Raw genomic sequence first — 20,984 nt, forward strand, 5'->3', positions numbered from 1 at the left:
GATAGCATGTTAAAAAGTATTTCCTTTGCCGCGATGAAAAGGGGGATTAGCTCAGTTGGCTAGAGCGCTTGCCTGGCAGGCAAGAGGTCACCGGTTCGACTCCGGTATTCTCCACCAAGTATGACGGGGCTTCCAAGAAATTGGAAGCTTTTTTAATTTAGCGTTGCACGCAGATTGCACGCGGTTTTTAATGTGTTTTCTTTAAAGGGCTATGTACACAGCTAAGCAGTTTTATGACCATTTTCAAGTGAATTATTTTGATTATAAGCAATCAAATAATGAGTTCCTTCTGAGTAGAAGTTCTAAAGCGATGGAAAAGTTATGCAAAGATATCGTTGGCTATGATGAAAAATCTTATAAGAGAGCAATAAAGATTGATGTCCGTCTGACTTATTTGATGGCAGTTGATACTCTATTTGAGTTAGTATTTGCTTTGTTACCAGATAAAAAAGGAAACCTTAGAGACAAAGAAATTGTTTCTACCCTGTCAAGTGGGAAACAATATTATTCTGAACTCAGGGAATATGTTAATAATAGGGAGAGCAGATTTGATATTTTAAAAGACCAAGTTAATTATACCGGAGGTAAAAGCTGTACTGCCCTTCGCTATATTTTTTATGATGGACTCTTTGAAACGGAACATGAGAAAGAAATTGTTGAGAGTGTTGATGCTATATCTGAAGCTTTAAAATTCTTTGGAAAGGAGATAAACGAAAATCGGGATGAACTTAATGCCTACAAACATGGATTGAGGGTTGTTCCTTTTTTTAATACAATGTCCTTTAAAGACCCTAAAACTGGAAAAGGACTCGAAATTGACATGAGTGAATCCATAAGCTTTTTAACTGAAAACAAGAGTGAAAGGACAATCCATGCAAAACCACTTGATTATAAAAAAGACATTGCCCTAACAATCTACGTTACACATCTTATCAACAACATTATCGCATTAAGACAAAGACAACTTACTACTGCAAAAAACTTTCAAACAAGTATATCGGCCTTAAAAAAAACATCCCTGGATGAAGCAAGGAAATCGAATATACAAATGGGGAATTTCAAACTTAATTTACCTATTGCTTAAATCTTTTGCGAAGAGCCATCACAAAGAAAGTTATTAAGGTACCACCGATTAGGAACTCTACATTACGAGCGATTAACCAATAGCCGTTAAATGGGTTTTGTGTATCAATAATTGTAAATGGCATCGCTCCTTTAACACCTCTTTGGATTGCTTTCAATAGGTTAAAATCTATAAAGTAATAGATTATGCTAAAAGTACAAATTAAACAAATCAGACTTACTAGAGGCCGTTTGAAGCTCTGTGTATACCCTCCAAAAAAACCATAAAACCAATAAATAAACCATTGGAAATAATCTCTTTCATTCCAAAGGCTTTGTTGCCTTATTTTCATTTCACTTACATAGGCAAAACCTGAAAGTTCCCAGTTTTTACTATTGTCAAAGTTCTTTTTTAACTGGCGGTAATTATATTCCAAGTCACCGAGGCTATAATTTACATCATCGTCAAGGTAAATATTAGCTTCCCTTAAATAGAATTCTTCTCTTAGAATAATGCGGTCATTACCTTGCCAATTACAGTTTAAAAAAGCAGCGTCTTGAATATCACATTTATAAAATGAAATTGCCTTCATATTACATTGCCTAAACATGATATTGTTTTTGAATGCAAAATCAATAAATATCAAAATATTATTGGGAGTAGATTCTATGTTTTCAAATAATACTTCATTATCCCCAACGATGATTCTTTTAAAAACACACTTTTTAAAATTAGTATCAATGAAGTTGGCATCCGATTGAAAACTAGACCTATAAAAGTAGGTTTCATCCTTAAATGTCGTTTTATAAAAGAAAGTATCATTAAAAAACCCACATCTACTGAAAATGGCACTTCCTTTAAATAATGCAAAATTAAAGTTGGATTCAGATAAGAATTTGACCCCCAAAAAACTCGCGGTATTAAAGAAGGCTACAAATTTGAAATCTATGAAACCTAAAAAAGTAGAGTAGTCAAAATAAATAGATTCTTTAAATTCGGAAAGCTCACCTTCCTTCCAAAAATTAACATCTTTTTTTTTGGGATCATTCCTTTTTCTTGCAAAGTAATCCTCCTCGAATTCGGGAAAGACATATCCAATGAATTCGAAATCTTTTTTATCTATTTTATACTCGCGGATACGCCTCCAAAATTCAGCAACCTTATTTTTGTCCCACTTCTTTTCCCCTTTGGCATTGGTAGCATACCACTCGGATTTATCACTCTTGAAATAATTTTCTAACTCTTCGTTTTGCATGTTATGCCCTAGCTTTTCATCTAATAATATAATGGTATTTGGTTATATTAAGACCTTAATTTAGTCAATTGGTTTCGATAAAACCTTGTTCTCATGGAATATCCTCTGCATAGAATCCGCCTATTGGAAAAACACCTATCAACAAAAGAAGTCGCCTTGGTATTGTGCAAATCTACTAGTTGGGTAAGAATACATAAGAACCTGTTTGATTGGAAAAGGAAGGGTAGGCGAAATCTAAAATATGAACTTACTTCTGTAATTCAGGTTTATTGGAAGTACTACCATCAGAACCTTTTAAATCAAGACTTGTGGTAATACGGCCGTGTATCAAAGTTCTCGACAATATATTTTTGATCTTCAGCTTTTTTCAACTTAACAATACCATCCACCAAATATTCGTATTGTGGATTTGCATCATAATTTTCACCTTTCCAATAACTTTTTATTAAATGGATATTTTTATTGCGCTCATAGGCATCAATCCACTTTGAGTCTGCCTTGTGCACTTTGATAAAATCAACTTCTACTGGTGCAATGCGGAAATTTTTTCGATTAGAAAACATGTTTTTGAGCATGGTTCTACCATCGATATTGTCTTCGGCAAGAAATAAACAAGTGAACCTACTAGGGAGGTTAGAATCAATCAATCTTCTTATTTTTTCAAATTCTATTTCAAGCTCTGCAATCCTATGAATTTTTTCAATATCCGTATCTGAATAGAGTTTAGTGTTGGTGATGCCTAATCCAATTTTGAGGCCGTTTCTTGCCCAGTTCGATAAGGCAACATATTGAAATCTTGGCCCAACAAACCCAAGTTTCGTTGAATCCAAATCTGTTAAAAGACTATCTGGGTTAGCGTTGTAAAGTGGATATTCCTCATTCTTGAAGGTATGATAATGTGCTATTAAAGGTGATGTAAGTTGATTCGTATTTATAAGATTAAAACATACTAGAGGCTCATCTAAGTCAATAAAATAAATGAATTCTTTCGCTTTTAAGGAATAAAAAGATTGTTTGAGCATAATCAGGCAAGATATATCATATGATTCCTTTAGAATTCCGTTATTAATATGGATTTTAACCACCCAAAAGCAGCCTCTTGATCATACTTGATTTCAGGCCTCAATAAAGCCTCCATATCCCCGATAAAATTTGGGTCTTTTTCTTTTTCCTCAATATTCAACAAGAACTCCTTTTTGCTTGGCGGCTTGCCTACGGAAAAAGACATGTATTCATTGAAGCATTTTAGAATTAGTTCATGGTCTAATTCCAGATGCAATCTGGCATAGTCTAAATCGAAGAGGTCTCGCCCTTTGCTACGTTGGTATAATGCCCTCAATTTGGTGCCTAGTAATTCATTGATGTTATAAGTCCTGATGGAAGCACTTCCTGAAAACCACTCACTTTTTACTTCAAATGGGAATTCTACCCAAGGCAATACATTGAAGTGTTCCTTGCAATTGATTTCCAGCTTTAGCCTTCGGGGTTCTTCTTCATATTCCGAAGTGAAGCGGTAAAGTATCTTTGCACCATGGCCCTTTACTTGGGTTCGCCGATCTTGTTCAAAGAAATCTATTACTTCGCCGATACGCTTCATAATTGGTTTTATTGGCCCCTCTTTGATCTGTACTAGGTCGATATCCTCAGAATATCGTGGTGCGGGATTAAGATAAAGTTTGTGCAATGCGGTACCGCCCCTAAACGCTAGATTTTCATTTAAAAAATCATCTGAGAAAATTGCCACCAAAGCTCTACTAATGACCAAATCTTGTTCGACCTGGGCAAATTCTTTCCATGGGGCATATTCGCGCCATTGTGCTATGTATGGTTTTGGAATCATAAGTCGCTCTCCAATTTTAGATTAACATCGACTTTCCATTTGTTATCTACTGCGCCCGGACGTTGTTTTGAATTGGGCTGTAACAATACGGGATATATTTTTTGTTTTGCCAAGTCTTCAAAAATCTGTTCGCATAAACTATTATCTGCATCTATTTCGGAAATTAAAAATCCCAAACGTTGTAGTGTAGCTTTTTGGCTATACCAGTTCAACAAATCGGTCAAGTCGTCTGCGGTAACCGCTTCCAATAATTCTTCTATTGTGGAAAGCATCCGATTAAGTCCTCCTAATTTATTCTGATAATGAACAAGGTCGAGCAGCGTTAAAGCGGGACTTGAAATTTGATAAACTCCGGCATCCGACTTTTCGAAAAGGATGTTTTTTTTCGGCCATGCCGACGTGGTTAAAAATCGGATATCGAATGGCGGTTTTTGTATGTCCAAAGGTTTTGGTGCTTGTGTCATTACATAGTCCCGTTGAATTTGTTGATGGCTTGCACCATAGACCTTTGCCGCACTATAAAAACCCAAATAGTAGCTGCGTTCGAGGAATACAAAAAGTTTATGGATATAGAGATTTATAGGCAACTTTCCCAGATTGGAATACCTTGGCGTAAATATGACATAGAAATTCTGCCGGAGGTTAAAGACTTCCTTCTTTTCTATAAGGCGAGCCAATTCCCTTAGAATTGCAGTTTTCCCCTTGTCGGTTTCCTGCAACAGCTCATCCATAGAGAAGGCATATTCCTCTACGGACAAGAGTTTTTTAATGTATTCGGCAACCGTCATTGTAGTAATTATTTGAGCAATATACCGAAAAAAGGTATAACACTAAAATAAATACTACAAAATTTACACTTCTATTAATTATATAATTTAAGTAAATAGACAGAATCAATAAAAGTGATTCACGGAACGGATGCTTTTATAGAAAATATTGAGGGTCAATTTATTGAAAGACGCGAAAAACTCCTGAGGATACTATGTTACATGCTGGCTTTTCCATCCTGCTTTGTTCCTGAAGCGACGAAAACACCGCCACGGTTGAAAGAATCATCTACTTTGAAATCCGAGACTTTGGTCTTTTAAATATTGCCAAATTGGTCTGTCCACTTCTCCTTTTCCAATCCATTTGACAAATTGGCCTCTTAAACTTGGTTTTTCAAGATACCAGTCCAAAATCACGATTCTACCCTTTGGGCTTAACATTGACACCATGTTATCGATTATGTTCCGCCATTCTGGTAATCCTGAAAGTCCAAGGTCGCAAAAAATGGCGTCGATTTTAATTTGTCCTTTTCGCTCCGAATATTTAACAAGCCAATTTTGGTCTATCTTGGTTGCGTTATACAATTCCAGATCAATATTTGTCCATCTGTTTTTTTCGGTTTTCCGTTTTGCTTGGTCGAGCATTCCGCCGGATAGGTCAATTCCTATAATCAGTCCCGAATTTTCCAGATAGCTCTGAAAATATTTGAAATTCACTCCGGTTCCGCAAGGTAAGTTCAATACAGTTTGTCCTTTTTTTAATTCAAGTTCCTCAATCGCATATTTTCTAGCGTTTTTGTAGTACCAATTTGAGATATAATCATAGATTTTCGAAATCTTATCGTAGTAGCGGATTGCCTTTTCCTGCTCCTTTTTTGTTCCGTTCATTTTTGTTGCCATCGTGATTTTCGTTCAGCTTGCATGTAACGCCATAATATGTGTGCTGGTAGGTATCTTGAAATTTTGTTGATAATACCAATAATTTAAGTTTTATAATGAAGGTGGTCCATAAAACAACCATTATACAGGGCTGCAATTTCAAAGGTCTTTTTATATTAGTGGTCTATTGCCACTTCATCCGCTGCAACCGAACCGCGTTGAAAATAGCCAAAAGCGCCACGCCCACATCTGCAAAAACCGCTTCCCACATCGTTGCCAAGCCACCTGCACCCAGAATAAGCACTATTATTTTTACCCCGAAAGCCAGACCGATATTCTGCCATACGATACTCCGCGTTGAACGTCCAATTTTAATCGCCCTTGCAATCTTGCTCGGTTGGTCGGTCTGGATAATTACATCCGCAGTTTCGATGGCCACATCGCTGCCCAGACCTCCCATCGCAATACCCACATCACTCGCAGCCAATACGGGTGCATCATTGATGCCGTCGCCTATAAAAGCAACTTTTGTTTTGGGTTGTTTTTTGAGTTCTTCGACTTCGTTCAATTTGTCCTCGGGCAACAATCCGCCTTTCGCCCAATCAATATTTAGTTCATTGGAGACTTGCTGCGTAATGGAATCTTTGTCGCCAGAAAGCATTATGATTTTTGTAATTCCCGCATCCCTAATTTGTTTTATGGCCTGGTGCGCATCTTCCTTAAGTTCATCTGCAATGGTCACATAGCCTGCAAATTTCCCATCAATGGCAACCATTACAATGGATTCCACGATACTGTCCGTTTCCATGGGCACCTCTATGTTTTTCGAGGTCATCAATGCCTTGTTGCCCACCAAAACGGTTTGTCCGTTGACCGTTCCCTTTAATCCCTTTCCGGCAACCTCTGAAACATCGGTAGCCTTATAATCCAAACCATCCGCTTTATATTCCAGTATCGCCTTGGCAATGGGATGGGTGGATTGTTCTTCCATCGCCATCAGGTATTTCATAAACTCAGCTTCGTCAAATGTGATGGAATTGATTTCCTTGATTTTAAAAACCCCTTTCGTAACGGTTCCGGTCTTGTCCATTACGACCGTATTTACCTTGGTCATGGCATCCAAAAACGATGCACCCTTAAACAATATTCCATTTCGGGATGCCGCACCAAGTCCACCGAAATATCCTAATGGAATGGAAATGACCAATGCGCAGGGGCAGGAAATCACTAGGAATATCAGGGCACGGTAGAGCCAATTCGTGAACACATAGTCGTCCACAAAAAAGTAAGGCAGAAGGGTCAGGCCAATGGCAAGGTACACAACGATTGGTGTATATATCCTTGCGAACTTTCGTATAAATAATTCTGTCTTTGATTTTCTTGCAGTCGCATTCTGTACCATATCCAGAATTCGGGCAATGGAACTGTCCTTAAATTTTTTATTGGTTTCCACTTCAATGACACCATTGAGGTTGATGCTTCCAGCAAAAACTTTTTCGTCTTTTGCAATGGTGTCGGGTTTGCTTTCACCAGTTATTGCGGCTGTATTCAGCGATGCCTTTTCGGATAACAAAATGCCGTCCAAGGGAATTTTTTCGCCCACACGCACCTGTATCCTTTCTCCAATCTCGACTGTTTCGGGGTTGACCGCAACAAAATTCCCATCACGATAAACCAACGCTTCATCAGGTCGTGCGTCCAACAAAGCCTTAATGTTTCCCTTCGCACGATTAACCGCTGCACTTTGGAACAGTTCACCCACGGCATAAAATAGCATTACTGCCACACCTTCGGGGTATTCGCCTATGGCAAATGCACCCAAAGTAGCAATTGACATCAAGAAGAACTCGGTAAAGAAATCTCCGTTCTTGATACTGTTCCAACCTTCCCTAATCACGGGAAATCCAACCGGAATATAGGCCACCGTGTACCATACAATCCTGATCCATCCTTTGAAAAATGGAAATACATCAAAGTAATCGACGGCAATCCCTACTGTCAGCATCACAAAGCTGAAAATAGCTGGCAAATAGGTTCTAAAATTTGAAATTTCTTTAGGACTGCTGTGGTTATGTCCGTCATCGTGTGCATGTTCGCCCTGATGTTTTTTGGGGTCTATGTCCTGCAAGTTTACTTTTTTCTTTTTCATAATTACTGCAAGAATGCAAAAATAAGAATGCAACGGAAGTGCATTTATTGTCCGCTACACTTGTCGCATACTCCCTTTAAAACTAAATTCGCATCTTCGGCCACAAAGCCTTTCGGCAGGTTGATATGTGGAATTTTCTGTTCGGTCAGGCACACTGTTTCACCGCAATTGCCACAGTGAAAGTGCAGGTGCAGATCTCGCTCCAGTTCACAGTTGCAACCTTCTTCACATAATGCATATTTCGTCATTCCCGTACCATCATCTATCTGGTGGACAATGGCCTTGTCCTCAAAGGTCTTAAGGGTTCTGTATAGTGTTGTCCTGTCCGCCTTTGCAAAGGCGTTTTCAATGTCCGATAAGGTTTTGGCAGCATTGCTCCTGGCCAAGAATTGGAAGACCAACAAACGCATTGCTGTAGGGCGCACCCCTTTTTCTTCCATAAATTTATCTGCTTGTATCATGGTATCGTTGATTAATCATTGTCTTCGTTTCCAAATGGTTTCAAAATAAGGCCTACACTAAATATAAATCCATCCGTTGGGGCATAGATTTCCGGAAAGGTAGGGTTTTCATGGGGTGGCAGTACCAGAGGAGAGAAACGGCTTTGCCTCCTGTCCGTGAAATTTTCAAAATTAATGAATGTACTTCCCCACTTAAAGTTACGCATCAACAACAATCCCATGGTAACGAAATCAGTAGTTTCTGTTCCATTGGAGAGCAATTGCTTTCCAGTGTAATAGGTCTCATAACCGACACGCCATTTTTCGGATTCGTACATCAAAACGCTTCCAGCATTATGCTTAGCGGTCAAAGGTTTTTGGGGATTGCCCGGCAAATAGTTTAATCTTGTATCGATAAGGGCATAATTCAGGAACCATCGAAAATCCTTATAGGTAAATTTGATGTTCGTCTCCGCACCCTTACTCAATATTTCCCCGGCTGCATTTTCGAACTGGAACAAACCACTATCCAAAGAATTGAGCAACAATCCGTTTCTGATAGCAGTCAAATAGAACAATTGGTTGACGGAAAAGCCCACTTCGTCCGAAAGTCTCGTCCGGTAATTGAAATCAAGGTTAAGGCCATAGGATCGTTCAGCTTTCAAGCTTTCCCTATCGATTGGAAGCACATCCCTAAAATTGATGAATTCAGCCTCCTCCGTAAAAATATCGGGTATTTTATAGCCAAGACCACCACCGAATCTGCTTGAAAAATTGGTGTTGGATTTATACAACAATGAGATTCTAGGTAAAGGAAAAAATCCCCAATCCTCGGCATAATCGGTGCGTATGCCTGTTTCAAGAATCCATCGCTCTGAAAGGTCATGGATACTATTTGCGAAAAGGCCATAAGTATTATCATTCTGGTCACGTTCCAAGGGATTATCCAATTCATCAAATGATGTGGTATAAAGGTTGGCCCCCAACACCCAATCCGATTTTAGGCCCTGTCTCTGATAGGAAGCTTCGGTAAAAGTGTTCCATTGTGTTCCTTTGAATGACAAATCAGGTATTTCTAGACTTCTGTCAAAAAAAGAGATGCTGTTCTTGACCGAAATGGATTGGGTCGAATCCAACTTGGTTTCGAAGACAGCTTGTGTGCTAATCCGTTTGGACAGGTTCTCTTCGGTATATTGATGAATCCCGTTCTCGCCCTCCTTAATTTTTGTGATATCCCCACCTTGTCTATCATCATAGGTTCCGTTGACTCCAAACCAAATTGTGGTATTCCCGGAAGGGTAATAGAAAAGTTTGGGATTAAAACTTAAGGAACGTGTTCGAGGTAAGTTGCTGAACCCATCATCCTCTGGGTCAAAAACTTTTTGTAAATGACCAGAGCCGTAAAGTGTCCATCCCCATTTATCTTTTCGTTCGCCATAGAAAACGTTGGCGGTGCTTCCCAAGGCTTGGGTCTGTGTTAGCATAATATCCAGTTCTGGGTCTTCATTCGGGGTTTTGGATACCATATTGACCAAACCGGCTATGGCACCGCCACCGTACAAAGTGGAAGAACTTCCCTTTACGATTTCAAACTGCCTCAGATCTAATGGCGGTATTTGTAAAATGCTCAATCCGCTTGAGAAACCTCCGTATAGTGGAAATCCATCCCTTAGGAGTTGGGTATAACGACCGTCCAATCCTTGGATCCGAATATTGGTATTGGCACTACTCAATGAGGTTTGCTGCATCTGGATTCCCGTACTTTCCCGCAGTACCATAGAAATGTTCGTTGGGTTCATTACAGCCTTTTCCCCCAACTCCTCGACCCCAATGAACTCTATTCGGGTCGGTATTCTTTTTATGGTACGGGTACTTCTTGTGGACTGCACTACCACTTCGTCCAGGGCGTTGGCACCTTCCTTAAGATAAAAGACCAATTCGACACTTGTAGGTACAATGATATTGGTTTGCAATGTCTCAAAACCCAAATAGGAGATTTGAAGATTGTATGGGCCATCTGGCACATCCTCTAACAAGGCTACACCATCAAAATCTGTCGTTGTCCCTTTATTCAGGCTTTCGATATAGACGGTCGCCCCAAGCAATGGCTCTTTTTCTTCTGCTGTAAAAATCTTGATTTCCAAAGTGTTCTGTGCATAACTGAATACACAGAACATAAGCATAAGCCATATGCTTATCCCGTATTTATTCATTTTAATTTTAATTGAATTGACTAAATTTTTAGGAGAACGATCATTTGATCGCATAGGTAATTAGCCAATAATCCGTGGGGGTTGAAAGAGGGAGAACACTAGGTCTTCGCTGACACTTTCAAAATGGGAAAAACATTCTTGGGCAATCGTGGGTTCGATAGGTTTAAAAATATCCAAACCAAAAACAAGGGTATGGGAATGACAGCAATGGCACTGACAAAAAGGCGAGCAAAGTTCACAATCGCCGTGTTCTTGGTTCTGGTCGAAATCCACTTGAAACTCTGTTGTAACCGAATCGGAAATTTGACCATCATCTCCACAAGGCACTACATTGAGTGCCAAAAAATAAAGGGATAGTATGACCGCTAAAAATTTCATAGTGCAAAGATAACCGATTTCCAGTGCAACTGGATTGCAAAGAATAGCTTTTCGTATAATCCCATAAGGGGCTTTTTGGACAATGCTTTTCCTTCATTTACTCAATCCCCTCATGCCCTTCATGCCCAGTCATAGTCTTTCCGCCTTCATCGTTCATCATAGATTTTTTACCCTTCAATTGCGCTGCGGCATCAACGGTAAAAGTTCCATTGGTCACGATTTCATCGCCGTATTCCAAGCCTGAAAGAACGATGTAGCCACCGTTAACCGCATCTCCAATGGAAATTTCCCGCATCTCAAAAGTAGGGCTGTTGGGGTCGGTCTTGACGTAAACTACTGAACGTTCGCCGGTCCATAGGACGGCACTTTCTGGAATTACTAGGGTGTCATCCTTTTTATCTGATGTCAAAGCCAACGAACCCGCTACGAACATTCCCGGTTTTAATTGCCCGTTTAGGTTGTTCAAAACGGCACGGACTTCGATGGTTCTTGTGGAGGAATTGAGTATTGGGTCAATAAAAGAAATCTTGGCATTGAATTTTTTATCGGGGTAGGACTTAGTAACAATGTCGATATTCTGCCCTTCCTTTAAAAGGGAAACCTGATTTTCGTAGGCATCGAAAACGGCCCATACGGTTCCCAAATTAGCTATTTTAAATAGTGGAGAACCCTTTTTTACATAATCCCCAGTCTCGACCATAATCTCAGAAACCGTACCGGAAACATTGGCATATACCGGAAAATTCTCCTGTACCTTGCCCGATGCTTCAATCTCTGCGATTTGTTTTTCGGAAAGTTTCCAAAGTTTCAATTTATTGCGAACCGCATTATATAATTCAGGTTGCGATTCCTTTAGGCTGGCAGCGGTAATAAGCTCCTGTTGTGCGGAAACCAGTTCGGGGGAATACAGCGTAGCAAGTTGCTGCCCGTTTCGGACTTCCTCCCCCTCGGAATTGACAAATAGTTTCTCGATACGACCATCGAAATAGGAAGCTTGTGTCGCGACCGCTTTTTCATTTTCTGCTATGGTTCCCGAAAGTTTGAGGGTGTTATCTCTTGAAGTACCTGAACCAACGGTTGTAGTCCTAATATTTGCCAACGCCATAGCATTTTTTGTCATTTTGAACTGGCCCATGGCCATGCCCTCATCATTTGATTCCGCGGGAATCAAATCCATGCCACAAATGGGGCAATCGCCCAGTTCAGGCTGCATGATCTGGGGGTGCATCGAACACGTCCACATTTCGCCCGATTCCATTTCTTGGGTGTGGTCGTATTCGGCGTCCATTCCATCGTTAGAATTATTGCCAAAAATGAGCCAGCCACATAGTAGTCCAACGAGTACTGCAATAGCGATATAAATGATGTTTTTATTCATAATTTTATTCGTTTTCAAGACGTTTGATCATCTGTTTCATTTCCTCAATTTCCTTACGTTGCGCTTTGATAATATCCTCAGCTAATTTCTTAACCTCAGGATCTTGAATATCGGCACGTTCACTTGTCAATATAGCTATTGAGTGATGCGGTATCATCGCTTTCATCCAAAGCACATCGCCAACGATAGGTGCTTGAACTCTCACTAAACCTAGTGCGCCTAAGAAAAGAACCAAACTGCCTACGAGTATACCTATATTCTTCTTTTTGTCGTTGTACATTTTGCGCATAAAGAACCACATTATCACAGCCATTGCAGCGATGCCCAAGCAAACCATATAGAAGCGGGTCAGGCTAAAAAATACATGGTCTAAGGAATACGTGTTTAAATACATCGTAATGTACATCGCTACAAATGAGCAAGCCAGCATTATGAAGAATGTCCTATAGTTTCCGTCTTTTGAATGTTGTTTTGAATTTTCCATTTTTTAGGTTTTATGTTCATTAAATTATTGAATCGATATTGTCCGTAGTCGGAGGGCATTGGCTATGACCGATACGGAACTGAAGCTCATGGCCAAGGCCGCTATCATAGGGGAAAGCAGAATTCCGAAAAACGGATAAAGAACCCCTGCCGCAATCGGTACGCCCAAAGTGTTGTAGATAAGGGCAAAGAATAGGTTCTGCTTGATATTCTTCATTACGGCATCGCTCAGGTTTCTCGCCTTGACGATACCCTGTAAATCCCCTTTTACCAAGGTGATCGCCGCGCTCTCGATGGCGACATCGGTACCTGTTCCCATGGCAATACCCACATCGCTTTTTGCCAATGCAGGGGCATCGTTGATGCCATCGCCGGCCATTGCGACCACTTTACCGCTTTCCTGAAGTTTTTCGACTTCCATTAGTTTATCTTCCGGTAACATTCCTGCCTTGAAATCGGCAAGGTTCAGTTCGCTGGCCACAGCTTGTGCCGTATCGTGATTATCGCCCGTAAGCATGACCACATCGATACCTTTTTCCTGTAACTCCTTGATGGCCTTGGCACTTGTTTTCTTAATCTTGTCCCCAATGACAACATAGCCCGAAACCGTTCCGTCAATGGCGAGATAAGAAACCGTCTTTCCCTGTTTTTGATAGCTTTTGGCCTCGTCCTTCATTTCCGAAGAAATGGTGCCATTGGCATAGTCCATCATTTTAGGATTGCCCAAATCCAGCTTTTTGCCATCGACCTTTCCCTCGACACCTTTTCCGGTTACGGCGCTGAATTCATCGACCTTTTTGATTTCCATATTTTGTTCCTTTCCATAGCTTACGGTCGCTTCCGCTAGGGGATGCTCACTATTGCTGTTCAATGAGACGATATACTGCAATATCTCTTCCTCGGAATAGGTGTTGCCGAACGCCCCTATCTTTTCTACGGCGGGTTTTCCTTCGGTAATGGTTCCCGTTTTGTCCACGATAAGCGTATTGACCTTGTTCATTTTTTCCAAGGCTTCGGCATTCTTGATGAGTACACCGTTCTGCGCTCCTTTACCCACACCGACCATTACGGACATCGGCGTTGCCAATCCCAATGCACAGGGGCAGGCGATGATGAGTACGGCGATGGCGTTGACCAAAGCAAAAACGTAGGCCGGATCAGGCCCCCAAACTGCCCAAACGATAAATGTGATTAACGCGATCAGTACTACAATGGGCACAAAATATGCGGATACCGTATCGGCCAAGTTTTGAATCGGCGCACGGCTACGGCTTGCGTCGTTTACCATGTGGATGATTTGCGAGAGCAAGGTGTCCGAACCTACTTTCTCCGCCTTCATCAAAAAAGACTGGTTTCCGTTTATCGTTCCGCTACTGACCTTATTATCTACCGATTTATTGACCGGAATAGGTTCGCCCGTAATCATCGATTCATCCACGGACGTACTCCCCTCGGTCACTATGCCATCCACAGGAATTTTGTCCCCCGGCTTTACCTTTAGAATATCGCCCAATGCTATTTTGTCAATGGATACTTCCACTTCTTCGCCATCGACAATTTTAACGGCTTTGTTCGGGGCGAGTTTCAGCAGTTCCTTTACCGCCGAGTTGGTCTTGCTGTGAGCGCGGGCTTCCAACAGTTGGCCTAACAGTACCAAGGTCAGAATAACGGTAGCCGCCTCAAAATAGACATGGACTGCCCCTGATTCCGTCTTGAACTCTGATGGGAATATATCAGGGAACACCATACCGACCACACTGAATAGCCAAGCTACCCCTGCACCGATACCGATAAGCGTGAACATATTTAGATTCCACGTTTTGATACTGCGGTAGGCCCGTTCGAAGAACATCCAAGTGGCGTAGAACACCACGGGAATCGATAGTACAAACTGAATCCAATTCCAGTTTTTCTGTTCCAAGATATCGTATAACGGATTGTTGGTAATCATTTCACTCATCGCGATCAGGAAGATCGGCAATGTAAACGCTGCGGCAACCCAGAACTTTTTAAGTAACTTTCTATAGGTCTTCTCCTCTGCGGAAATGTCGGGTTGCATTGGCACCAGATCCATACCACATATTGGGCAGCTTCCCGGTTCGTCCTTAACCACTTCGGGATGCATCGGGCATGTCCATTGTTCGGAAGATAAAACGGACAGATTTTGTTCCTCGACCAAATCCATTCCGCATACGGGACAATCGCCCGGTTTGTCATAGGTTTTGTCGCCTTCGCAATGCATCGGACAATAGAAGGTTCCCGTTCCCTTTCCTTGGAAGGTATCTTCTTTTTTGCTTTGATGTTCGTGCTGATGCTCCCCGTTTTGATGGATGCTGTACTGACCGCCATCATTCTTTAAGGCTTCCTGCAATTTTTCGATGGGGATATGTTTTTCCATCTCAATGTTAGCTTCCGATTTTCCCAAATCGACAGAAACTTGGGTCACACCTTCCACTTCGGAAAGTGTTTTCTCCACATGGCTTCGACAGCCGTTGCAGGTCATTCCGTGTATGTGATAGGTGTGTTTCATATTTTACTTTTTTATGGTTTCAGTAACCTTTCCACACTTCAACATTTTATCCCCGTAGTATGGATTCTTTATTTCCTCCACATTGGAAATCCAGTAACCGCCCTTACCGTCAAATGCCATTGGGCAAAACTGTTTGTAGATTGCCCCTTCGGAAATCGATTCCTTGAACATCGGCTCCACCTTTTCGGTAAATTGGGAAAAGAACTCCCGTTGCTTTTCAATATCATCGGCTTCGGCCATGGCCATTGCCATCGATTTCATTTCTTCCCGTTCTTCTGAAAAACTCTCCGCCAGATTTCCCGCGGCCGTTTGTACTTCCCCAGCATCGGAATTGACCAAGGCCATACGGATCTGTTGATAGTTATGGAAAACCTTGCCCGTCATGCCATCCGAAAAGGACGCATCTGCCATCTCAGCCGTATTCTCCTTCTTGGTTTCTATTTCTTCAGGAGTACTGATTTTGGCATCCTGTTTATTCTTTGTTTCCCCACATGAAGCCAAAGTGATCAGTGTTATTGTTGCGATTGTCAGTGTTACATTTCGTTTCATTTTTTTCATTTTTAGAATTTATATTAGAGATCGATAATCAGTTATTTGTATTCAGTTTTTTATTGATTCGTTACATAGTTTATGATGCTCATTTGGACATAGTAATTTTTGACGGCCTCTATTCCGTTCATCTGAAATTTCAGTTGCAGTTCCTGAATGTCCAACACATCATTGAAGTCTATGGTTCCCGTTTCATAATTCTTGATCAGGATTTCCTCGGCGTCGTTTGCCCGTTCCAGATTCTTTAGCTGCGTTTCGTATTTGATCCGTGCAGCTTCTCGACTATTAATAGCATCGCTCAAAAAGGTTTCCAATAGGTTTTTTCGATTCTCTTTTTGGGCGTTGATCTCCTCTTGTCGCAATTCGTTCTGTACGGTTTTCGATTTGTATTTATTGTTGAAAATGGGAACGGACAAGGACACCATCGGCATCAAGATGTCCTTACCATTGTCGCTGAAATTCATTCCGGCCCTATCGGCTACGGGAATATAATCCAATCCAAAACCGAGATTGGGATTGGCTTCTTTTTGGTTCAGGATTTCCGATTGCGCTATGGATTCATAGAGCCTATCATACTTCTCCAATTCGGGATGCACTTCCAATCGGGACTGTTGAATTTCAGTTGGTTCATATATTGTTAGAGAATCGACAAGCTCGATAGCGAAGGAATCTTCCCTGTTCAGCAGCTTATTGAACCTTGTCCTTTCTGTTTGATACTCTTGTTCCAAGACCAATTTGTTTTCTTCCAGTTCATTTTGGCGAATCTGAAGGCGAAGGACATCCACCGCCGATGCCTTGCCCACTTCTACGGAAGTCAATGCCAATCTTTCATAGGTTTTTAGGAGCTGGATATTTTCATCCAAAACCTTTTGTTTTTCCTTGATCGCGAAAAGTGCATAATAGGATTGGGACACCGACAGGCGTAATTTTCGTTTGGTAATCGCGATATCCAGATAATCCACTTCGGCCAACGAGCTGGCATAATTCTCCCGAGCGGTAATGGTACCGAACCAAGGCAGCATTTGTTTGATGGAAAACCGTGCCTTTTGTGCGCCTGTTCTTGTTTCGGGTTCGCTAACGAAAACACCCGCACTTAACTCTGTATTGGGCAGGGCATCCGCTTCAGCGATTTTTTCCTTCGCAATATTGTACTTGATTTCAAAGGCCTGTACCTCGGGATTGTTGTTTTCCGCCTCTTGGATATAGGAGTCCAAGGTCTGGGCATTTGCAGCCAAAACCGATAAAAACCCAAGTGCTATTGTCGCTATTCTTTTCATGCGTTTTGTCTTTTAAGTTGCCATTCGCTTTTCCAACTGTACAATACCGGAACGACCAACAGGGTTATAAGGGCGATCAACATACCCCCAAAAGAGGGAATTGCCATGGGGATCATGATGTCGCTTCCCCTTCCCGTTGATGTCAGTACCGGCAACAATGCTAGAATAGTTGTTGCCGTGGTCATCAAGCAAGGGCGTATTCGTTTTTCCCCTGCTTCGACGACCGAAGCTCGAACCGCTTCCAAGGTATCGGGTTTATTTCGGTCAAAAGTCTGGGTCAGGTAGGTGGCCATGACCACCCCGTCATCCGTTGCAATTCCGAAAAGGGCGATAAAGCCTACCCATACGGCCACACTCAAATTGATGGTATGCATCTGGAACAGGTCACGAAGATTTTCCCCAAAGAAATTGAAGTTGAGGAACCAATCCTGTCCGTAAAACCATATCATCAAAAACCCTCCCGCAAAAGCGACCGCGATTCCCGTGAATACCATGAACGAGGTCGCTACGGAACGAAACTGGAAATAAAGAATCAGGAAGATGATGACCAAGGCAAGGGGCACGACCACGGACAAGGTTTTTTCAGCCCGTAGTTGATTTTCATAGGTTCCCGTAAATTGATAGTTGATGCCTTTGGGTACTACCAATTCGCCATTGTCGATTTTTTGTTGGATAAGGGCTTGGGCGTTCTCTACCACATTTACTTCCGCAAAACCATCGAGTTTATCAAAAAGCACATAGCCCACCAAGAAAGTATCCTCACTTTTGATGACCTGCGGCCCCTTCTCATATCGGATGCTGACCAGTTCGCTCAATGGGACCGGACTGCCCTTGGCCACAGGAACATAGATGTTCTTGATATCCGTTGGATTCTCCCTTAGCTCACGTGGGTAGCGAACACGGACTCCATATCGTTCCCTTCCCTCGACGGTCTGGGTCAGGGTCATCCCTCCAACGGCCACTTCAAGCACCCGTTGTACATCTTCGATTTGGATACCGTATCTGGCAAGTGCTTCCCTATTAATATCGATCAAGAGATAAGGTTTGCCAACAATCCTATCGGCAAATACCGCTTCATCCTTAACACCTTCAGCTTCTTTTAGAATATTTTCCAATTTAAGCCCAAAAGCTTCGATTTGTTTTAAATCTTGACCCTTGACCTTAATGCCCATTGGTGCACGCATTCCTGTTTGCAGCATGACCAATCTGGTTTCGATAGGCTGTAATTTGGGTGCGGAAGTAACTCCCGGCAATCTCGTTACCCGAACGATTTCATTCCAGATATCATCGGGGGACTGTATCTCCGGTCGCCAGTTGCGGTAGTATTCCCCACCGGAATCTGGAACCAGATCCTCCAAACCGATTTCCGAAAACGATTCAATATCGGACTCATTATACTCGGATGTAATATCGTCAAGCTGTGTATTCGGGTTCAGGATGAAATTCCCATCATTTAGGGCAAAAAGTCCGTCCTCGTTAACTTTGAAGCGTTGTCGTTTTCCATCTTTGCTCAACATGTATTCGGACTTGTACTGAATCATGTTCTCGTACATGGACATTGGTGCGGGGTCGAGCGCAGATTCCGTTCGACCGGCCTTGCCGACCACAGTTTCAATTTCAGGGATGCTGGCAACGGCCATATCCAACTGCTGTAGTACCCTCTTGTTTTCTTCCACTCCGGCATGGGGAAGGGATGTCGGCATCAATAGAAACGAACCCTCATTGAGTGCTGGCATAAATTCCTTACCCGTATTTTGCATAATAAGTACCCCAAAAACAACGATAGCCGTTGGAATGGAAAGGAACAATAGTTTGTTGCGCAACGCCCAGCGAAGGATCCTTGTATAATTTTTTCTAAAGAGGATGAAAAACCCTAACAGCCCAAAACATATCAATCCCACAAAAACAAGGTTCATAAAAATGCTGCGGTCAAATCCCAAGGGTCGCCAATAAGTTGCCAAAAGGAATACGATTGAGGTTGCCGAAATAACGATGTTTAAAAAAGTGGCCTGTTTGTCGGTTAAGGAAAATCCCCCGAATAATCGTCCGGCCAATTCAGCGTTCTTTAAAGGACGAACTGTTCCGAAGGCCATAAGCACCAATCCTAACCAATAACCGTAGACCACTGCGATAAGCCCTGCTACAATAAGTAATACGCTGAACACATAGCCCATAATACTTTTGCTTCGTTTCTTTCTGAACAAAAAGGCGGCAAAAGGCGGGATAAGAAACAGAGCTACGATGATGGAAGCCGTCAACGCAAAGGTCTTGGTAAATGCCAATGGTCGAAATAATTTCCCCTCGGCCCCTATCATGGTAAACACGGGGATAAAACTGATAATGGTGGTCATCACGGCCGTAAGAATAGCTCCGGACACTTCCGCTGATGCGTTATATACAACTGTATTTATAGGAAGCCCATCATCGTTTTCATCAAGGTGTCGAATAATATTTTCGGAAAGGATGACCCCGACGTCTACCATGGTTCCAATAGCGATGGCGATGCCAGAAAGGGCCACGATGTTGGCATCTACCCCGAAGAGTTTCATGGCGATAAAAACCATGAGAACCGCCACGGGTAAAAGACCGGAAATCAAGACGGAGGCCCGAAGATTGAATACCATGATGACGATTACCAAAATCGTAATCAGAATCTCCAAGGTCAAGGCCTCATTGAGCGTACCCAAGGTTTCCTCTATCAGCTCGGTACGGTCATAGAAAGGCACGATGGTCAATTGTGAGATGCTTCCGTCGCTCAGTTCCTTGGATGGAAGTCCCGAACTAAGTTCCTTTATCTTCTCTTTCACATTGTTGATGACCTCCAAAGGGTTTGCCCCATATCTGGCCACCACAACGCCACCTACGACTTCCGCTCCTTCCTTATCCAGAATACCACGTCGTACCGCAGGCCCGAGTGAAACGTTCGCAATATCCTTGACACGGATCGAAGTATAATCTTCCGAGGTTACTACCGCATTTTTAATGTCCTCCAAGGATTCCACATAGCCAAGACCCCTTACCAAATATTCGGCCTGATTGATTTCCAAGGTCTGTGCGCCAATATCACGGTTGCTGCTTTTTACCGCATTGACCACCTGATGAAGTCCTATGTTGTACTGCTTCATCAATTCAGGATCCACATCGATTTGATATTCCTGTACATAACCTCCAATGGAAGCCACCTCGGAAACCCCACTTGCAGCGGACAGCGCGTATTTTACATAGTAGTCCTGTACGGTTCTCAGCTCCTGTAAATCCCATCCGCCGGTTACATTTCCATCCTTGTCCCTGCCTTCCAAAGTGTACCAGTAAATTTGACCCAACCCTGTGGCATCTGGGCCTAAAGCCGGATTAACCCCGTCGGGGAGCAAATTGGTCGGAAGCGAGTTAAGTTTTTCGAGGATACGGCTACGGCTCCAATAGAATTCGACATCTTCTTCAAAAATGATATAGATACTGGAGAAGCCGAACATGGAGGAACTACGTATCGTCCGGACCCCCGGAATGCCCAATAACGAAGTGGTCAACGGATAGGAAATCTGGTCCTCTATATCCTGCGGGGAACGCCCTGTCCATTTGGTAAAAACGATTTGTTGGTTCTCGCCAATATCTGGGATGGCATCAACGGCAACAGGGTCGCTTGGCAGAATGCCAGTTTCCCAATTGAATGGTGCGTTGACGGTACCCCACCCCACAAAGAGAAGCAGCATGAGTACAGCGACTAACTTATTTTCGATAAGAAATTTGATGCCTTTGTTCAGCATAGAAATTGATTATTAAACA

At 42.2% G+C, this 20,984-nt stretch carries 15 protein-coding genes, 1 tRNA gene and 1 pseudogene; 2 read left to right on the forward strand and 15 right to left on the reverse strand.

What is annotated here, in order from left to right:
• The first annotated feature begins 40 nt into the window (after positions 1 to 40).
• Both SJY09_RS14165 and SJY09_RS14170 read left to right on the forward strand, forming a co-directional pair.
• Positions 41 to 117, forward strand: a tRNA-Ala gene (locus SJY09_RS14165).
• A 193-nt stretch (positions 118 to 310) separates the two neighbouring features.
• A complete protein-coding gene (locus SJY09_RS14170; RefSeq protein ID WP_126593029.1) occupies positions 311 to 1,084 on the forward strand; it encodes a hypothetical protein in 774 nt (257 codons plus the stop codon).
• On the opposite strand, the gene SJY09_RS14175 is transcribed toward SJY09_RS14170, so the two are convergent.
• The 15 genes and pseudogenes from SJY09_RS14175 to SJY09_RS14245 all read right to left on the reverse strand — a co-directional run bounded on the left by SJY09_RS14175 (position 1,074) and on the right by SJY09_RS14245 (position 20,965).
• Complete coding sequence (locus tag SJY09_RS14175) at positions 1,074 to 2,318, reverse strand: hypothetical protein (RefSeq protein ID WP_126593030.1); 1,245 nt, start codon at positions 2,316 to 2,318, stop codon at positions 1,074 to 1,076. The genes SJY09_RS14170 and SJY09_RS14175 overlap by 11 nt on opposite strands.
• A 299-nt stretch (positions 2,319 to 2,617) precedes the next feature.
• Positions 2,618 to 3,340 carry a DUF2441 domain-containing protein gene (locus SJY09_RS14180; protein WP_126593031.1) on the reverse strand — a complete coding sequence of 241 codons (723 nt, stop codon included), beginning with the start codon at positions 3,338 to 3,340 and terminating at the stop codon, positions 2,618 to 2,620.
• A 29-nt stretch (positions 3,341 to 3,369) separates the two neighbouring features.
• Complete coding sequence (locus SJY09_RS14185) at positions 3,370 to 4,158, reverse strand: nucleotidyl transferase AbiEii/AbiGii toxin family protein (RefSeq protein WP_126593032.1); 789 nt, start codon at positions 4,156 to 4,158, stop codon at positions 3,370 to 3,372.
• The gene (locus SJY09_RS14190) at positions 4,155 to 4,946 is read right to left on the reverse strand and encodes a type IV toxin-antitoxin system AbiEi family antitoxin (protein WP_126593033.1); all 792 of its coding nucleotides are present in this window, start codon (positions 4,944 to 4,946) and stop codon (positions 4,155 to 4,157) included. The genes SJY09_RS14185 and SJY09_RS14190 overlap by 4 nt, the downstream gene beginning before the upstream one ends.
• A gap of 264 nt (positions 4,947 to 5,210) precedes the next feature.
• Positions 5,211 to 5,825: a class I SAM-dependent methyltransferase gene (locus tag SJY09_RS14195; RefSeq protein WP_241240791.1), complete on the reverse strand. Its 615-nt coding sequence runs from the start codon at positions 5,823 to 5,825 to the stop codon at positions 5,211 to 5,213.
• Positions 5,826 to 5,988: 163 nt separating this feature from the next.
• Positions 5,989 to 7,953, reverse strand: coding sequence for a heavy metal translocating P-type ATPase (locus SJY09_RS14200; RefSeq protein ID WP_126593034.1), 1,965 nt, complete (start codon positions 7,951 to 7,953; stop codon positions 5,989 to 5,991).
• Positions 7,954 to 7,997: 44 nt separating this feature from the next.
• Positions 7,998 to 8,414, reverse strand: coding sequence for a Fur family transcriptional regulator (locus SJY09_RS14205; protein ID WP_126593035.1), 417 nt, complete (start codon positions 8,412 to 8,414; stop codon positions 7,998 to 8,000).
• A gap of 11 nt (positions 8,415 to 8,425) precedes the next feature.
• Positions 8,426 to 10,606, reverse strand: coding sequence for a TonB-dependent receptor (locus tag SJY09_RS14210; protein ID WP_164721471.1), 2,181 nt, complete (start codon positions 10,604 to 10,606; stop codon positions 8,426 to 8,428).
• 60 nt (positions 10,607 to 10,666) lie between these two features.
• Entirely contained in the window at positions 10,667 to 10,984 is a 318-nt protein-coding gene (locus SJY09_RS14215) for a DUF6660 family protein (protein WP_126593036.1), read from the reverse strand.
• Between the two features lie 100 nt (positions 10,985 to 11,084).
• Positions 11,085 to 12,362 (reverse strand): annotated as a pseudogene (locus SJY09_RS14220) (efflux RND transporter periplasmic adaptor subunit); the annotation flags it as partial.
• A 4-nt stretch (positions 12,363 to 12,366) separates the two neighbouring features.
• Positions 12,367 to 12,846, reverse strand: coding sequence for a DUF305 domain-containing protein (locus SJY09_RS14225; RefSeq protein ID WP_396636369.1), 480 nt, complete (start codon positions 12,844 to 12,846; stop codon positions 12,367 to 12,369).
• 24 nt (positions 12,847 to 12,870) lie between these two features.
• Complete coding sequence (locus SJY09_RS14230) at positions 12,871 to 15,375, reverse strand: heavy metal translocating P-type ATPase (RefSeq protein ID WP_396636370.1); 2,505 nt, start codon at positions 15,373 to 15,375, stop codon at positions 12,871 to 12,873.
• 3 nt (positions 15,376 to 15,378) lie between these two features.
• Positions 15,379 to 15,924, reverse strand: a complete 546-nt coding sequence (locus SJY09_RS14235) for a DUF3347 domain-containing protein (RefSeq protein WP_126593040.1) — start codon at positions 15,922 to 15,924, stop codon at positions 15,379 to 15,381.
• Positions 15,925 to 15,983: 59 nt separating this feature from the next.
• Positions 15,984 to 17,201: a TolC family protein gene (locus SJY09_RS14240; protein ID WP_126593041.1), complete on the reverse strand. Its 1,218-nt coding sequence runs from the start codon at positions 17,199 to 17,201 to the stop codon at positions 15,984 to 15,986.
• Positions 17,198 to 20,965, reverse strand: a complete 3,768-nt coding sequence (locus SJY09_RS14245; protein ID WP_126593042.1) for an efflux RND transporter permease subunit — start codon at positions 20,963 to 20,965, stop codon at positions 17,198 to 17,200. The genes SJY09_RS14240 and SJY09_RS14245 overlap by 4 nt, the downstream gene beginning before the upstream one ends.
• Between the last annotated feature and the right edge of the window lie 19 nt (positions 20,966 to 20,984).

It is taken from the genome of Maribacter sp. R77961 (assembly GCF_044594925.1).
Lineage (GTDB): Bacteria > Bacteroidota > Bacteroidia > Flavobacteriales > Flavobacteriaceae > Maribacter.

Excerpts from the sequence above, each read along its gene's own strand:
- SJY09_RS14235 (WP_126593040.1), bottom strand. The coding sequence starts at position 15,924 with ATGAAACGAAATGTAACACTGACAATCGCAACAATAACACTGATCACT.
- SJY09_RS14190 (WP_126593033.1), bottom strand. The coding sequence starts at position 4,946 with ATGACGGTTGCCGAATACATTAAAAAACTCTTGTCCGTAGAGGAATAT.
- SJY09_RS14225 (WP_396636369.1), bottom strand. The coding sequence starts at position 12,846 with ATGGAAAATTCAAAACAACATTCAAAAGACGGAAACTATAGGACATTC.
- SJY09_RS14170 (WP_126593029.1), top strand. The coding sequence starts at position 311 with ATGGAAAAGTTATGCAAAGATATCGTTGGCTATGATGAAAAATCTTAT.
- SJY09_RS14240 (WP_126593041.1), bottom strand. The coding sequence starts at position 17,201 with ATGAAAAGAATAGCGACAATAGCACTTGGGTTTTTATCGGTTTTGGCT.
- SJY09_RS14185 (WP_126593032.1), bottom strand. The coding sequence starts at position 4,158 with ATGATTCCAAAACCATACATAGCACAATGGCGCGAATATGCCCCATGG.
- SJY09_RS14205 (WP_126593035.1), bottom strand. The coding sequence starts at position 8,414 with ATGATACAAGCAGATAAATTTATGGAAGAAAAAGGGGTGCGCCCTACA.
- SJY09_RS14215 (WP_126593036.1), bottom strand. The coding sequence starts at position 10,984 with ATGAAATTTTTAGCGGTCATACTATCCCTTTATTTTTTGGCACTCAAT.
- SJY09_RS14210 (WP_164721471.1), bottom strand. The coding sequence starts at position 10,606 with ATGAATAAATACGGGATAAGCATATGGCTTATGCTTATGTTCTGTGTA.
- SJY09_RS14175 (WP_126593030.1), bottom strand. The coding sequence starts at position 2,318 with ATGCAAAACGAAGAGTTAGAAAATTATTTCAAGAGTGATAAATCCGAG.
- SJY09_RS14200 (WP_126593034.1), bottom strand. The coding sequence starts at position 7,953 with ATGAAAAAGAAAAAAGTAAACTTGCAGGACATAGACCCCAAAAAACAT.
- SJY09_RS14245 (WP_126593042.1), bottom strand. The coding sequence starts at position 20,965 with ATGCTGAACAAAGGCATCAAATTTCTTATCGAAAATAAGTTAGTCGCT.
- SJY09_RS14180 (WP_126593031.1), bottom strand. The coding sequence starts at position 3,340 with ATGCTCAAACAATCTTTTTATTCCTTAAAAGCGAAAGAATTCATTTAT.
- SJY09_RS14230 (WP_396636370.1), bottom strand. The coding sequence starts at position 15,375 with ATGAAACACACCTATCACATACACGGAATGACCTGCAACGGCTGTCGA.
- SJY09_RS14195 (WP_241240791.1), bottom strand. The coding sequence starts at position 5,825 with ATGGCAACAAAAATGAACGGAACAAAAAAGGAGCAGGAAAAGGCAATC.